Annotated in this window: 9 protein-coding genes; 5 read left to right on the forward strand and 4 right to left on the reverse strand. The window is 62.9% G+C overall.

Going from position 1 to position 15,770, the window contains the following annotated elements:
* Positions 1 to 195 precede the first annotated feature (195 nt).
* On the reverse strand, positions 196 to 645 hold the full coding sequence (locus tag JKL45_RS04790) for a MarR family winged helix-turn-helix transcriptional regulator (RefSeq protein ID WP_201859973.1): 450 nt from the start codon (positions 643 to 645) through the stop codon (positions 196 to 198).
* 59 nt (positions 646 to 704) lie between these two features.
* Between JKL45_RS04790 and hmgA the strand changes: the two genes are divergently transcribed.
* Positions 705 to 2,060, forward strand: coding sequence for a homogentisate 1,2-dioxygenase (hmgA, locus tag JKL45_RS04795; RefSeq protein WP_201859974.1), 1,356 nt, complete (start codon positions 705 to 707; stop codon positions 2,058 to 2,060).
* 576 nt (positions 2,061 to 2,636) lie between these two features.
* Positions 2,637 to 4,517: a tetratricopeptide repeat protein gene (locus JKL45_RS04800; protein WP_246498302.1), complete on the forward strand. Its 1,881-nt coding sequence runs from the start codon at positions 2,637 to 2,639 to the stop codon at positions 4,515 to 4,517.
* 17 nt (positions 4,518 to 4,534) lie between these two features.
* Here the strand turns inward: JKL45_RS04800 and JKL45_RS04805 are convergent, their stop codons facing one another.
* The 3 genes from JKL45_RS04805 to tam all read right to left on the reverse strand — a co-directional run bounded on the left by JKL45_RS04805 (position 4,535) and on the right by tam (position 7,912).
* Complete coding sequence (locus tag JKL45_RS04805) at positions 4,535 to 6,445, reverse strand: CHASE2 domain-containing protein (protein ID WP_201859975.1); 1,911 nt, start codon at positions 6,443 to 6,445, stop codon at positions 4,535 to 4,537.
* A 6-nt stretch (positions 6,446 to 6,451) separates the two neighbouring features.
* The gene (locus tag JKL45_RS04810; protein WP_201859976.1) at positions 6,452 to 6,925 is read right to left on the reverse strand and encodes a FecR domain-containing protein; all 474 of its coding nucleotides are present in this window, start codon (positions 6,923 to 6,925) and stop codon (positions 6,452 to 6,454) included.
* 213 nt (positions 6,926 to 7,138) lie between these two features.
* Positions 7,139 to 7,912, reverse strand: a complete 774-nt coding sequence (tam, locus tag JKL45_RS04815; RefSeq protein ID WP_201859977.1) for a trans-aconitate 2-methyltransferase — start codon at positions 7,910 to 7,912, stop codon at positions 7,139 to 7,141.
* Positions 7,913 to 8,174: 262 nt separating this feature from the next.
* Here tam and JKL45_RS04820 point away from each other — a divergent pair, with 262 nt between their 5' ends.
* The 3 genes from JKL45_RS04820 (at position 8,175) to JKL45_RS04830 (ending at position 15,731) form a co-directional block, all read left to right on the forward strand.
* Positions 8,175 to 8,999 carry a DUF2189 domain-containing protein gene (locus tag JKL45_RS04820; protein ID WP_201859978.1) on the forward strand — a complete coding sequence of 275 codons (825 nt, stop codon included), beginning with the start codon at positions 8,175 to 8,177 and terminating at the stop codon, positions 8,997 to 8,999.
* 463 nt (positions 9,000 to 9,462) lie between these two features.
* A complete protein-coding gene (locus JKL45_RS04825; RefSeq protein WP_312896905.1) occupies positions 9,463 to 11,430 on the forward strand; it encodes an autotransporter assembly complex protein TamA in 1,968 nt (655 codons plus the stop codon).
* A complete protein-coding gene (locus JKL45_RS04830; protein WP_201859979.1) occupies positions 11,430 to 15,731 on the forward strand; it encodes a translocation/assembly module TamB domain-containing protein in 4,302 nt (1,433 codons plus the stop codon). Before JKL45_RS04825 ends, JKL45_RS04830 begins: the two co-directional genes overlap by 1 nt.
* Positions 15,732 to 15,770 lie beyond the last annotated feature (39 nt).

A 15,770-nucleotide genomic window follows, 5' to 3' on the forward strand; every position in this document is an offset into this window, starting at 1 on the left:
TGGCTCTGGGTACCGCTAAAGTGATGCGGTTGCGCCTAGTTTGGGTCCCGTGCACGAGAAGCAACTTCATCACTATTGAGAGTGGCAGGAGAACAATCCGCCCAGAGCTGATATTCCCATATGTCCTGCGGCGCGCATTCAGGTGGAGAGTTTCCGATAGAGAAAAGGCCTGCCGTCTGATCATCCGGCTAAAGATTATGACTGCTCGTCCTTAGCCCTTGCTGCAATCTCCTCAAGGCGGGTAAGTCCCTCCAGCAATGGCTTAGCTTCTGGCCCGAGTTGGTCCAGGATTTGTCTTTCGAAGGCGAGTGCCTTGGGGACGATCTGCCGGTAGGCCTTCTGGCCTTGGGCCGTGAGCGTCAGGATCTCCTCGCGCCGGTCTTCCTCGCTCGCGCGGCGCCTGAGCCAGCGCCGCTCCTCCAGCGCCTGCACGGCCCGGCTGACCTTGGTTTTGTGCATGGCTGAGTGCCGGCCGATGTCCTTGGCGCTCATGGCCTCGAACTGCCCGAGCGTCGCCAGCACCCGCCATTCCGGGATCGTCAGGTCGTGGTGAGGTCCATAGACGGCGCGGAAATCCTGGGAGATCGCGGCCGCGATCCGGTTGAGCCGGTAGGGCAGAAAGGCTTCGAGCTCGAGTTTGGCCATCGGGTTGTTGGTTACAAAATAAATAGTTACAATTGTGACCAATTGTGGAGGTCCCGCCCATGAATGTCCAGAACCCGTCCCTGCCTCAGGCGCCCGAGACGATCGAGAGTGCCATCCGGCCCGGCTACATGTCCGGCTTCGGCAACGGCTTCGAGACCGAAGCGCTGCCCGGCGCCCTGCCCATCGGGCGCAACTCGCCCCAGAAATGCTCCTACGGGCTCTATGCCGAGCAGCTCTCCGGCTCGCCCTTCACGGCACCGCGCACCACCAACGAGCGCACCTGGCTCTACCGCATCCGCCCCACCGTCTCCCATTGGGGTCAGTTCCGGAAGGCCGAGATCGGCCTGTGGCGCACCGCTCCAGCGGCCGAGGTCGAGGTGCCGATCGCCCCCATGCGCTGGGACCCGATCCCGCTGCCCAGCGAACCTGTCTCGTTCCTGGAGGGCATCCGCACCATCACCACGGCGGGGGATGCCGGCTCGCAGGCGGGCATGGGCGCGCATGTGTATCTCATCACCCGCTCGATGGAGCACGAGTACTTCTACAATGCCGACGGCGAGCTGCTGTTCGTGCCGCAGCAGGGCTCGCTTCGGCTCTGGACCGAGTTCGGCATCATCGACATCGAGCCGGGTGAGATTGCGGTGATCCCGCGTGGGGTGAAGATCCGGGTGGAGTTGCAGGGTGGGCCGGCGCGCGGCTACCTGTGCGAGAACTACGGCGGCGCTTTCACCCTGCCGGAGCGCGGGCCGATCGGCGCCAACTGCCTGGCCAATCCGCGCGACTTCCTCACGCCGGTTGCGGCCTATGAGGAGCGGGATGCGCCCTCAAGGATGTACGTGAAATGGGGCGGTTCGCTCTGGGTGGCCGACATGGACCACTCGCCCCTCGACGTGGTGGCCTGGCACGGCAACTACGCGCCCTACAAGTACGACCTGCGCCGCTACTCGCCGGTGGGGCCGATCCTCTATGATCATGCTGATCCGTCGATCTTCACGGTGCTGACCTCGCCGTCCGAAACGCCCGGCACCGCCAACATCGACTTCGTGATCTTCCCCGAGCGCTGGCTGGTAGCCGAGAACACGTTCCGGCCGCCGTGGTACCACATGAACGTGATGAGCGAGTTCATGGGGCTGATCTATGGTGTCTACGATGCCAAGACCGGCGGCGGCTTCGTGCCGGGCGGCATGTCGCTGCACAACACCATGCTGCCGCACGGGCCGGACATGGATGCATTCGAGAAGGCAAGCAATGTGGAGCTGAAGCCGCACAAACTCGAAGGCACGCTGGCGTTCATGTTCGAGACGCGCTTTCCGCAGAAGGTGACGGCGTTCGCAGTCGGGACGGAGTCCCTGCAGAAGGATTACGCCTCCTACGGCCACAAACTCAAAAAACACTTCAACCCAAACCAGAGGTGAGATCAAACGGTAGCTGTCGAAGTCGCCGGGACTTAAAGTTCCGGCGGCAGCGTTTTCGCGTGATGAACCATGTTCTTTGATCTGCTTTCTTGCTAGCTATATCGTTGCTGTTAATTCCCTTGTGAGGGGCTGCCACATTGCAGCCGCACTGCAACGCTTTGCTTGTTCCACAGGCGCTGACATCATGTGCCTGCGGTACAAGGGAAACGCGGAACAAGCTGCCGATGAAACTGGAACGAAAGAACCACACTCTCTCACCGGACACCAACAATGTTCTGGCTGAACTCGAACGCACGATGGTCGCGTCCATCGCTTTGATGAAGCGTATGAGGCGCAAGAGAAGGCGCTCTGATCGCATCATACACTCAGCCGCCCAGAGCAGCGCCTGAGCAACCGTTCTTCTGACGCCTTCTGGCAGGATGAACTCTGCCAGGAGGTGCTCCCGATAGTTGATGTTGTAACGATTGCTTCTCTAGGAAGGACAGAATTCAAATCATCTCCGTGTGCCGCTGAGCACCGACGTCATGAAAGTTCTTCACTATTCTCCGCCTCGCTCTAAGGCAGGAGGATCTGTTCATGACGACCTTCAACGCTCACCATCGTGCACGCTCCTCGCAGCCTGGTCTGCTTGCTGCAACGGCTGCTCTGGCCCTGCTAGCAGGAAGTGCCGCCTCTGCATGTCCTCTCGGCAGCCATGATAGCCCGCGGGTTCGCATGCTGCATGCATTGCAGAAGCCAGATCATCACGGCTCCGGCCATCATATGTCGGTCGCGCAACTGCAGCCGCAAGCCAAGGACGTGCAGCCGAAGCGTACGGAGCTCGGCACCTACAGCCGCGATCTGCCGCGCGGTGCTGCTGCCCCCACGTCTGACGTCAAGTCTCCGCTGCGCGACAATCTCGGGACCCTCTCATGGCCAGTGACCAAGGATCCAAGCGGAGAGGCTCAGGCCTACTTCAATCAGGGCTACCGTCTGGGTTGGGGCTTCAATCATGCGGAAGCGGCGCGTGCCTTCCGTGCGGCACAGGAGCTCGATCCAAGTTGCGCCATGTGCCTGTGGGGCGAGGCCTGGGTGCTCGGCCCGCATATCAACTACCCGATGGATCCGGATGCCAATGCGCGCGCTCTTGTCGTGCTTGAAAAGGCCCGAGGCCTCGCTTCCTCCAGTGGGGATATGCAGGTTGCACTTCTAGAGGCTCTCGCCAAGAGGCACTCGGCTGATCCCAATGCCGACCGCAAGGCTCTCGATCAAGCGTATGCCGATGCCATGGAGGCAGTGCAGGCACGCTTCCCGAGCGATCCGCATGTAGCAGTGCTGACAGCAGATGCTCTCATGAATCTAACGCCATGGGATTATTGGGGCGATGGCGGCAAGACCCCGAAGGGTAAGACGGACAAGATCGTCGCTCTGCTGGAAGGTGTGCTCGGAACGGCGCCATCGAGCCCGATACAAGCCAAACCGGACCATCCTGGCGCCGTCCATCTCTACATTCACACCGTGGAGGCGTCCGACCACCCGGAACGGGCCTCTCCCCATGCGGCTCGCCTTGAGAGCCTGATGCCCGGCGCGGGGCACCTGGTGCATATGCCGAGCCACATCTGGTATCGGCTCGGACGCTGGCGCGAGAGCCTTGATGCGAATGTGCGTGCGGCCGCGGCTGACGAGGCGATCGTCAACCAGGGCGGTGCGAGCCTTCTCTATTCGGAGGCGTACTATGCGCACAATGTTCATTTCCTGATGGTCTCGGCCCTGACCGGCGGTGATGGGGGTACAGCCGTGGAGGCTGCAAAGAAACTCTCCAGTATCGTTTCCGAGCGTGCCCAGCGCGAGGTGCCGTGGACGCAGCCGATCATGGCCGCGCCCTACAACGTTCATGCGGTCTTCTCGAAGCCTGAGGATGTGCTCGCTCTGCCGGCGCCTAAGGGTGACTTTCCGTTTGTCAAAGCCGCGTGGCACTATGCACGCGGTATCGCTCAGGCGCGTCTTGGACGGGCCGACGAGGCCCGGGCGGAAGCTGCCGCCATAGAGGCTTTGGCACAAAGGCCTGAAATAACCGCTCTGCCCGATGCCGGCGTGCCGGGTCCGGATGTGCTGTCCATCGCGGTTCGTGAGATCGACGCGAGGATTGCGCAGCATTCCGGAGATCAGGCGCGGGCCGCGGCCCTGTTCGCAGACGCGGCGAGCGTTCAGGACCGGCTGCCTTATATGGAGCCGCCTTACTGGTATTATCCGGTGCATCAGTCTCTTGGGGCGGCGTTGATGGCGCAGGGCAAGCCCGCCGAGGCAGCCATGGCGTTCCGCGAAGCGCTGCAGCGCTCGCCTAACAACGGCTGGGCCGCTGCGGGGCTGCTCCGTGCCGCTGAGGCGCAAGGCGATCAAGCAACAATTGAGGAAGCCAAGTCCCTAATGCAGAAGAATTGGTTCGGATCGGGCATGCCTTCCCCCGAACAGCTCTGACCAGCAGCGTTCGACAATCAGAACGGGCTCCGGTGGCGTTCACCGGAGCCTGAACGCGTGTGGGCAACGGCGCGAGCCCTACGCCAGAGCCAGATCGGAATGGAACCGGTCCGACCCCGGATGGCCGCCGCAAACGTTCCTTCCAGGAGACCGGATTCGAAAACCGAACAAGCCGCGCCTGCTGCGCGGTGCAGGTCGTCGCTGAAAGCTACATCGGCCTCGTGCGAGGCGGCAACTTCCATCAAGCGGCTCGCCACATTGACCGTATCGCCGATGGCCGTGATGTGCTGATGGCTGTCTCCGCCGAGCCGGGATGCGATGATTTCCCCGAAATGGGCGCCGATCTTGAAACCGAGCTGCGATGCGATTGCCTCGGGCAATTGCGTCATCCAGGTTTCCGTCTGCCAGCAGAGGCCAACACAGGCCTCCACGGCATGACAGGCATCCTCAGGCGAGGAATCCGGCAGGCCGAACAGGATCATTGCGCCATCTCCCATGAAGCTGGCGACAATGCCCTGATGACGCACCGCCTCCTGATCCACGAGGGCATGAAAGCCACGCAGCATCTCGCGGGTTTCGTCGAGGGGCAGCAGCTCGCTGAGACCCGTAAAGCCCGACAGATCGATGAAGATCACCGCTGCCTTCTGGCGCACCGGCTTCATGAGGAAGGCCGGATCCTCAGCCAGCCGCTTGGTGAGACTCGGGGGCTGAAAGCGGCGCAGGGTCCTGCTCTGCAGGCTGAGCCGGTCTGCACGACGCCTGTCGAGCCAGAGCTCCGCTGCTCCGAAGAGCATCGCAGGGGGCAGAGCTGCCAGAAGCGGCAGGCTGGCGCTGAGCCAGATGCCTTGGGTGAAGGCCGCGAAGGTCACCCCGATCCATGCAGTTATGACGACGGTAATGATGGCAAAGCCCCAGACGCTGCGATGCCAGGCGAGGAGTAGGACGAACATGATCGGCAGCACGATGGCCACGGAGCCGCCGACAAGACGCACATTGCTGTCGTGCACCAATCCGTCGCCTTGCATGAGATGCGCCATGGCCGTCGCCAGAACCTCGACACCCGGCAATATCGGATCGAAAGGTGTCGGAAAGGCGTCGCCCCCTCCCGTGACGGTCGCGCCGATCACCACGATCCGGTCTCGGAACGCATCTTCCCCGGCCTGGCCATTCAAGACATCGCTCGCGCTGATTGTGCGAATGGTGCCGGCCGGGCCATAGAAGCGCAGAGGAAGCGTATATCCGCCATCGGTGCTCGTCGTCACATTGCCAATGGCGACTTCGTCTTCTCGCAGAGCCGGGTCGCGTGCAGTGGCAATGGAGACGCTGCGCAGCGGGAATGAAGGAATGATCTGAGAACCTGAGCGAACCAGAAGCGGAATGTGCCGGGGCACACCGGATGGGTCCGTGGCGATGTTCACGACACCGAGCGCCGAGACGTGGGCCAGAGTCTCGATGGGCAGGAGAAGTCTCTGCACCGTCGGGAAGTCGTCAGATGCTGGCGGGGCGGGACTGGAAGAGTGCTGCGCATTGCGCTCGAACAGGCCAGCGGCTGCCAGGACGCTCCGCGTCTCGCCCAACGCTGTCGCGAGCGCAAGATCGCCCTCCGTTGGGCCTGGATCGACAAAAAGGATGTCGAGCGCAACGACTTTCGGCTGCATGCGCCCCACATTTGAGACGAGCTGCGCCATCGTCGCGCGTGGCAGGGGATAGGCGCCGACCTGCTGCACGGTCCGGTCATCGATGGCCAGGATCGTGATCTCGTCTGGCGCTTGGCGCGGCCCTTGAAGCAGAAACCGCAGGTCGATGAGGGGAGCCTCCAGCCGATCGAGAAGCGACGAACTGCCCTGCCAGTGCAGCAGGGCCAGTCCTGTACCCCAGAGACCCGCAAGGGCTGCGGCGATCAGCGGAATGGCAAATCGCCTGCCCATGAAGATCTAACGCCCGAGGCGGGCGAGGAGGGCGGCTGCACGAGGCGCAGGCCAGCGTCGGACCACGAGGGGAGACGTGCCGGCCTCTACATCGACACCTTCTCCAGGCCCAAGGCTGACGCTTCGGGTGTTGCCCGAGACGCGCCGTACAGCGACCTGACCTGTCACCACGAAGACGGACGTCCTGGCGCCGCTCACGTCGACGGCCCATTGTGTGCCCCTTACCGCAGCGATGGCCTGAGGCGTCATGATCTGGAAGCCCCGCCGGGCGGATTGTGGCGGCGAATCGATGAAGATGGCACGGCCCTGCAGATTCACCGCGTCGGGCCGGGTGTCCCGGTCCTGGTCCACGAGGTTGTAAGTGGCTCCCACCTCGGCCTCGACGGTAAGGCCGTCCCGGCAACGCAGGATCTGCCGCTGCGACCCTGCTGCCGTTTGGAGCACGCAGCCGATCCCTTGAGCCAGTGCAGTCCCGCTCATGAGCGGATGCAACAGAGTGCACAGCAGGACGAGCCGCGTCGCAGCAGGGAAAACTGCCCGGTGACTAGCCCGTCTCCACGCCATGATATTTCTCCGTTGCCAAAGAACTGACTGTTGTCCTGAACGGACCAAAGATGCCTATATTCATACTATGGCTGAGATGAGGGAGCCAGCGATGTGCCGGATAGCACTCTTTGGAACATGTGCCGGTCCTCACTGCCTTAGTGCGACGAAGAACAGGCGTGGAAAGCGCAGGAGAACCTTGTCATCCGCTTGCGCCGGATAGGCCTTCTCGATCTCTTCGCGATACCGCTCCAGATACGCGGATTGTTCCTCAGGAGAGAGAGGATCGAGATAGGGCTTCAATCCTGTGCTTTTGAACCACTCGACGATGGCTCCCGCATCCGCGAGAGTGTGAACATAGGTCGTTTGCCAGAGATCCGCCGAGCATCCGGCCTGAAGAAGCCAGGAATGATAATCCTCGAATGATCCGATCTCCTCACGGGCCTGGGATGCAGCAGCCAGTTTGTCCGCCCAAGGCCCCTCCTGCGCAACCTTCTGCATGAGCCTGTGAGAGGGCTCCTGCAGGTTGTTGGGCATCTGGACAGCAAGACATCCCCCTGTTTCCAAGCAAGTGGCGAGTCGTGCGAGCAGGCGCGGGTGGTCCGGCAGCCATTGCAGGACGGCATTGGCGAAGATCAGATCGTAGCGCTCACCCGGGTTCCACGCGGCGATGTCCATCTCCTCGAAAGTGACCTCCGGCAATCGCATCCGCGCCTTGGCGAGCATGTCGGGCGAGTTGTCGAGACCGAGCACGCGTGCACCCGGATAGCGGTCGACGATCAGCTCCGTGCTGTTTCCCGGGCCGCACCCGATATCGACGGCGCTGCGGATCTCCGCCAGAGGAATACGCCCGATGAGGTCGCTCGCAGGTCGCGTCCGTTGATCTTCGAATTTCAGGTATTGCCCAGCGTTCCAATCTGCCAATGGAGTGCCTCGTCATCCTAGCGGTTCAGGATCGGCCGTGGTGCATCAAACGCCAACGGCTAGCTCTGCAAAGCCAAGCACGGGGGCAGGCGGAGTTGCAAGGGGTGATTGAAACCGTGTTGCCGCTTGAAAATCAAGCTAAGGGCGACATCCTCCTTATTCGAGCGTATAATTGTTGCATAGGTTACGGCTACGCGTGACCGTCGCATCGCCATGCGGGCCAAGATCTCAGCTGCCAAGGTTCAGCCCTGGAGGAACGCTTATGGCCCAGTTCCACGTTGTTGCCGGAGCAAGCGATGTCCCGGTTCATCCAATCGTCAGGAAGATCACACCCGCCGATCTGAAGGAGGCGCTGGCGAAAGGGTTCGATGATTTTTGGGCTATGCCCTCCCACTTGGTCTTCATCGGGCTGATCTATCCTATTATTGGGGTGTGCCTTGCGGCTCTGACGTTCAGCAACAACGCATTGCCGCTGCTCTACCCGCTGGCTTCAGGCTTTGCTCTGGTGGGTCCCTTCGCGGCGATCGGCCTTTACGAAATCAGCAGACGGCGAGAACTCGGTCTGACCACCACTTGGCAGGATGCCTTCAATGTTCTCCAGTCACCGTCGATCCCATCGATCGCGGCTCTCGGCGTGCTGCTGCTCGTAATCTTCCTCCTATGGCTGACATCGGCACGCACGCTGTACCAGTCCATCTTCGGCTATGAGGTGCCTGCATCCTACTCCCAGTTCTTCAATCAGGTGCTCGGAACTGCGGATGGCATGAGGCTGATCGTGATCGGTAACATTCTCGGCTTCTGCTTCGCCGTTGCGGTTTTGAGCATCAGCGCCATCTCGTTCCCGCTCCTTCTTGATCGTGATGTAGGTGTGGCTGTCGCCGTGTACACGTCCATCAAAGCGGTAGCGATGAACCCGTTCACCATGGCTCTGTGGGGTCTGATCGTGGCGGCAGCGCTCCTTGTCGGTTCGATCCCGCTCTTCGTGGGTCTGGCCATCGTCATGCCGGTCCTGGGACATGCAACTTGGCATCTCTATCGCCGGGTGGTGGAGCCTCCTCATCCCGACGAGGTTCATCCTGCTGCATAGACTGCAGGTGCAGGAAGGCTGGCGAGAGCTTCGACTGAGCGATTGCTGTGTCCGACGCATCAGCTTGGTGGTGACTAGCAGTGCCGGCAACTTGGTTAAGGTGTCGTTGTTTCATGTGAAACAATGGGGCACGAGCAAGATCAGCGACCGTACGGTCGGGCGTCCGTCAGAGAAAGTGACGGAAAGGTGGCAATATTTCGGCAGTTTTTGGCAAGCGTTTCACAGCAGATCTTCAGCTTGATGCCATGATACGTGATTGCCGTTGTGGATATTGTCGTTAAGCCTTTCCTTGTGCTGACGTCATTCGGCAACAATCAACCTAAAATCGCCCGGCTGGGGTTTTGCCGCTGGGGAAACTATGGTTAGGTGCGAACCTCGACAGATTGGAACACGGCTCCTCAAGTCACCAGGTCTGTGTTTTATGCCCAAGAGTTGATCCTGCATCAGGGAGAGAGTGCCTCACGTGCTGTGGTTGAGCACCATACGAAGGACAGCGTTTCTCTTCCTGGTAGGCGTACTGTTCAGTGGATTGCCGGCTCATCATGCCGGCGCGTTCGATCTCTTCGGCTGGTTTGGCGGGAGTGACGATCCGCCCCCTCCCAGCTCGGATGCCCTGCCGTATTCGCTCGACTACGTCATCGGCAGCGACACGAAAAATCTTGAGCAGACGCTGAAGGATGCGTCGACCCTGCAGAGTCTCCAGTCGGATCCTCCGCCGGATGCCGCAGCCCTGGTCGCTCGGGCACAGGCCGATCTGCCGCGCCTGATCGATGCGCTCTGGGGAGCGGGATACTACAATTCCCGCGTTGCGATCAATGTCGCGGGTGTCCCGCTGATGCTTCAATCGCCGCGCCCCGAGGCTGCTGCGCGCGCGGTGGCGGGATATCGCGCACGAGCCCTCGTGCCCGTTCAGATCATTGCGGATCCCGGGCCTCAATTCGCCCTTCGGGATGTCTCGGTCCTGGATGCAAGAACCGGGCGGCCTTTCCCCTCTGGCGAGCTTCCGCCGAGGACCGTGCAGATCAAGCCGGGCGATCCCGCGCGCTCCGCCGATATCCTGGCGGCCGAAGCGCGCATTGTCGATCACTTCCGCGCCGAGTCCCGACCCTTCGCCAAGGTCGAGCGGCGTGAGCCCGTGGTGTTCCACCCGGCGCAAGTGATGGATGTGAGCCTTGCGGTCAATCCAGGCCCTCGCGCAGGCATCGGCCCCATCACGATCCAGGGAGCCGAGGGCGTCGATCCCGCCGTTGTTCGCTCCTTCATCTACACCGAACCGGGCGATCCCTACTCGCCCGCAGAACTCGCCTCCATGCGCAAGTCGATCTCTCAGATCGAAGCACTGTCCTCCGTCCGCATCCGGGAGGCCGAGGTCCTCGATGTCTATGGAAACCTGCCGCTCTTCGTGGAACTCACCGAGCGCCCGCCGCGGATCATCGGGGCATCGGCTCAATATTCGACCACGGATGGACCGGCTCTCAGAGCCTATTGGGCGCACCGCAACCTGTTCGGCGGCGCCGAGCGGCTGAGGTTCGAAGGCAACCTCTTCTACCTGACCGAGGACGGTGGCCAGCCGGATCGGGATCAGGATTTCGACTGGAGCGATCTCGGCGGCCGTTTCCGCGCGAGCTTCCTGAAGCCGGCTCTTTGGGGCACCCGCAATGACCTGCTCGTCGATGCTCTCGTGGAGAGGGATCGCACGGAGGGATATACCAGCCGCCTCGTCAACGGCACGGCAGCCATCCGCCACCGCTTCAGCGAGACGTTCTCGATCCAGGGCGGCATCGAATACGAGCGGGGGCAGACCTCCGACGTGCTCGGACAGATCGACTACACGCTGGTCGGATTGCCGCTCTCCCTCAGCTATGACTCCACCGACAATCCGCTCAATCCCACGGAAGGCATCAGGCTGATTGCCTCGGTGACGCCTTACCCGGAGTTTCTCGGATCGTCGGTCCCGATCACCGTCGCGCGGGGCACGGCGTCGGCCTATTACTCGCTGGACGAGGAATCCCGCTATGTGCTGGCCGGGCGCATCGGCCTCGGCTCCATCGTCGGGGCGGATCTCGACGAGATCCCGGCCAATCGGCGCTTCTTCGCGGGCGGCGGCGGCTCCGTGCGCGGATATACCTACAGGACCCTGGGTCCGACATTCCAGGGCGAGCCCGTGGGGGGGCGCAGCCTGCTTGAGGCGTCCCTCGAGGCCCGGATCAAGATCACCGACACAATTGGTATCGTGCCCTTCGTCGATGCAGGCACCGCCTTCGAGTCGAGCTATCCGGACTTCGACGAGCGCATCCGCATTGGCGCCGGCCTGGGCCTTCGATACTACACGGGCATCGGCCCCATCCGCCTGGATGTCGCGATCCCGGTCAATCGGGAACAAGGCGATCCTACTTATGCTATCTATGTTGGAATCGGGCAGGCCTTCTGATGAACAAGCCAATCCGCTCCCTTGCCCTTTTGATGCTCTTCGTCGCTGTTGCGCTGGTCGCTTCATGGTTCCTCGTCTCACGCCCAAGCCAGGCGCAGAGTGATCAGGGCGTTCTGGCCAGCCTGATTTCACGTCTCCTCTCCACGCCAACCACGCGAGTCAGCATCGGCAGCGTCGAAGGCGCGCTCTCCTCCAATGCCGTTATCCGCGACGTGCGCATCGCGGATCGAGACGGTGTGTGGCTCAGCCTAGACCGCGCCAACCTGGTCTGGAGCCGGACGGCGCTCCTGCGCGGGCAACTCCAGGTCGATGAGCTCACTATCGGCCGCCTCCAGCTTCAGCGCCGGCCGTTGCCCGCCGAAGAGGATGCGGCGGTTTCAGACGAGCCGATCCTGCCCGAGCTGCCGGTCCGGGTCATCGTCGACCGCTTTGCCCTGCAGGAGCTCGTGCTGGGCGAGCCGGTGCTGGGCACGCAGGCACGTCTTTCGGCGGCAGGCTCGGCACAGATCGGCAACCCCTCGGAAGGGCTCGATCTGACTTTCGCGGCCCAGCGCCTCGACGCTCCAGGCCAATTGTCGATCGATCTCAATTACGTGCCGCAGACCAACCGCCTCTCGCTCAATCTCACGCACCAGGAGCCTGCCGGGGGCATTGCTGCCCGTCTTCTGGAGCTTCCCGGCCTGCCACCTGTCGACCTGAAGGTTGCGGGGCAGGGGCCCTTGAGTGACTTCGCGGCGCGGCTTGATTTCACCGCCGGTCCGACGATCGGAGCTGCGGGCACGACAACGGTGCGGCGCACGAACGCCGCTTATGACTTGAACGTCGATCTTGCAGCCCGCATCGAAGGGCTTCTGCCGGCGCCGGCAGCCCCAGTGTTCAGCGGCACCACGCAGCTCGTCGGCAATGTGAATGTCGCCGATGACGGAGGTATCCGCTTCCAGCCGATACAGATCACCTCCAATGTCGCCCGCTTCGACATGAATGGGACCGTCAGTTCCGGTCAGGTTCTCGATATCCGGCTCAACGCACGCGCTCTGCCGACGGATGGCAGCAAAACGCGCGCCGGCGTGGCGGAGATTGCCCGGCTCAACTTCGACGGCACCGTGCAAGGCCCGCTGACAGCCCCGCGTGTCAACGGCACCTTGGATGCTGCGGAGGTCCGGCTGCCGGAAGGCTCCCTCGATACGCTGAATGCCCGCGTGACCATGAACCCGGTGGACGGCGTCTCTCCTCCGGATCGCTTCTCCTTCGCCATCGACGCCAATGCCAGCGGGATCCGCCCCGCCGATCAGGCGCTGGCGCGGGCGATTGGGCCAACCCTCACGGTGACCTCCCGTGGCTCCTTCGATCTGGAAGGTATCGCCAGTGTCGAAACCGCACGCATTGAAACATCTACTGCACGGGCGAGCTTCACCGGACGCGTTGGACCGGCCGTCCTCGATGGCACACTCGATGCGAGCATTCCGGCGCTGGCGCCGTTCTCCGGCATCGCCGGGCGCACGCTGCGGGGCTCGGCCGACCTCAACGCTCGGCTGACCGGCAATCCGCGGCGCTATGACATGGCAGCCGTTGTCGATGCGCGGCTTCGCGAGCTTTCGACCGGAACGCCAGCCATCGACGGCCTCTTGGGTCGCTCGGTCACTGCCGCAGGCACGCTGCGCCGCATTCCGAATGGATTTGCCTTCAATGACTTCCGCATCGACGGAGCCCATCTCGACGCACGTTTGGACGGACAGGCGACGCAATCGGCTGCCGATCTGGGGCTTGACGTCACCATCGATGAGTTGAGGCATGTGGACGAGCGTGTCACCGCCGGACGGGCCACTCTTGCGGCGCGTCTGACAGGTTCCCTCGAACAACCGGATGTGAACGGCACCGCGACGCTCACCGATGTTCGCGCCCTCGGCCGCTCCATCCCGCGCCTTGCTCTGAATATCAACGCTCGCGATGTGACGGGCGCACTCGACGCGGCTCTCACCCTGGACGGACGGGTTGCCGACAAGCCGGCTACGGGCTCCCTCCATCTGGCGAAACCACCGGAGGGTGGCTGGCTGCTTGACCGGCTCGACATCGACATCGGCTCAGTTGCTCTCAACGGAAATCTTCGTCTGGGTGCCGATCAGCTAGCGCAGGGTGAAATTTCCCTGGCCGGCAGCAATTTCGACGATCTCTCCCCGCTTGTGCTCACAAAGCTCGATGGGGCGCTCGATGCGGTCGTCACCCTCGGCGTACGCGGTGGCGGACAGGACGTACAGGTCACCGCCCGTGGCGCGCGCTTCTCGGCTGCCGATATAGCCGTGCGGGATTTCGACACGCGGCTCTTGGTTCAGGATCTCTACCGTCGACCCATGATCGACGGCTCAGTCACTGCAGCTTCGGTGAGTGCTGGCGGTCAGACCTATCGCGACGTGCGTCTGATCGCCGAGGGCACACCCGATGCCTCCCGCTTTACCGCGTCGGCGACGGGGCAGGGGTTCAATCTCGACGCGCAGGGGCGCGTGGTGCCGGGTGATGCGACGCGGATCGAATTGGCCTCCTTCAACGCGCGCCGCGGCGGCAGGCGCTTGGCATTGGCTCAGCCGGCCACCATTGCGCTACGGGACGGCGCTGTGACCCTGTCCAATGTCGTGATCGCGGCGGATCAGGGACGCGTTGCCCTGTCCGGCACCATCGGCGACAGGCTCGATCTGAATGTCGATATCCGCAATCTTCCGCTCCAGACGGCTGAGATCTTTGTGCCGAATCTCGGCTTGGCGGGCACTGTCAACGGCACTGCCGCAGTGACGGGAACCACGAGCAATCCGAGCGGAACCTATCGGCTCACCCTAGCCGGCCTTGCGACCGCGCAGACACGGCAGGCCGGCCTGCCACCGCTTGGCATCGAAGCCCAGGGCCGATTGGCCGATCAACGCCTCGGTATCGATGCGCGGGTTGCTGCCGGACGCGCAGGTACCTTCCAGGTGTCCGGCAGCGTCCCGATCGAGCCGACCGATGAGATTGCGCTCAGGATTTCGGGCCGCACCGACCTTGCTGTCGCGAACACGTTCCTCTCGGCCTCCGGCCAGCGCCTTACCGGTGCAGCCAACCTGGATCTCTCCATTGCAGGAACGATCTCCGATCCCCGCGTTCAGGGGAATGTCACCCTTGCCAACGGCAGCTTCTCCGATGCGCTGCAGGGGATCCAGCTGAATGGCATTACCGGGCGGCTTTCTGCGCGCGGACAGGTGCTCGTCATCGAGAGCTTGACGGCGCAGACGCCGAACGGCGGCTCTCTTGCCGCTCGGGGGCAGGTGACCATCGATCCGGCGGCAGGCTTTCCCGGCGAGATCAGGATCACGGGCAACAGGGCTCAGCTCGTATCCAATGAAACCATCGAGGCGAGCGCCGATCTGGACCTGACCCTCTCCGGACCCCTGACCAGCCGGCCGCGCGCAGCGGGACGCATCAACATCATTACGATGAATGTCTCGGTGCCCGACCGCCTGCCGACGACCTTGCGGCCATTGCCCGGAACGAAGCATGTGCGGCCGACGCCAACGGCCGCGGCGCGGCTTGCCCTGGCTCAGCGGCGGCAAGCCGCTTCTTCCAGAGGAACGCCCTTCCGAGCCGAGCTCGATCTCGTGCTGACGGCGCAGAACCGCATCTTCGTGCGAGGCAGGGGATTGAATGCGGAACTCGGCGGCGATCTTCGGCTTCAGGGCACGACCCAGGATCCTGTCGCCATCGGTGCTTTCGAGCTGCGCCGCGGACGCTTCGATCTTCTCGGGCAGAGGATCGATCTTGTGCGGGGCCGCCTGGATTTCACGGGCGATCTCACGCCGTCACTCGATTTCCTGGCCGAGACTCAGGCCGGGGACGTTACGGCGCGCATCGGGGTAACGGGTCCGGCGTCGAGCCCTGAGTTCTCGTTCAGCTCCAGTCCCGATCTGCCGCAGGACGAAGTGCTCTCCCGCGTCCTGTTCCAGAAGCCGTCTGGAGGGCTCTCGGCCGGGCAGGCGTTGCAACTCGCGCAGGCTGTGGCGCAGCTCTCCGGCGGATCCGGCAACGATGCGTTCGAGCGCCTGCGCCGTTCGCTCGGTGTCGACAGCCTCGACATCACGGTCGGTGCTGGCGGTGGGCCGGGGGTCGGTGTCTCCCGTTACATCAGCGACAACGTGCGCGTGGGCGTGCGAGCTGGTGCACGGCCCGAGGAAAGCGGCGTCACGGTGGATATCGACCTGACGCGACGCCTTAAGGCCCAGGGCGAGGTGAATGCCGAGGGCGGCAGTTCGGTTGGGCTCGGGTTCGAAATGGAATACTAGCGGCTCAATCGCGCCGGCCGGGACTGCCGAAGCAGCCCC

This window comes from Microvirga soli, assembly GCF_016734765.1.
Taxonomy (GTDB): Bacteria; Pseudomonadota; Alphaproteobacteria; order Rhizobiales; family Beijerinckiaceae; genus Microvirga; species Microvirga soli.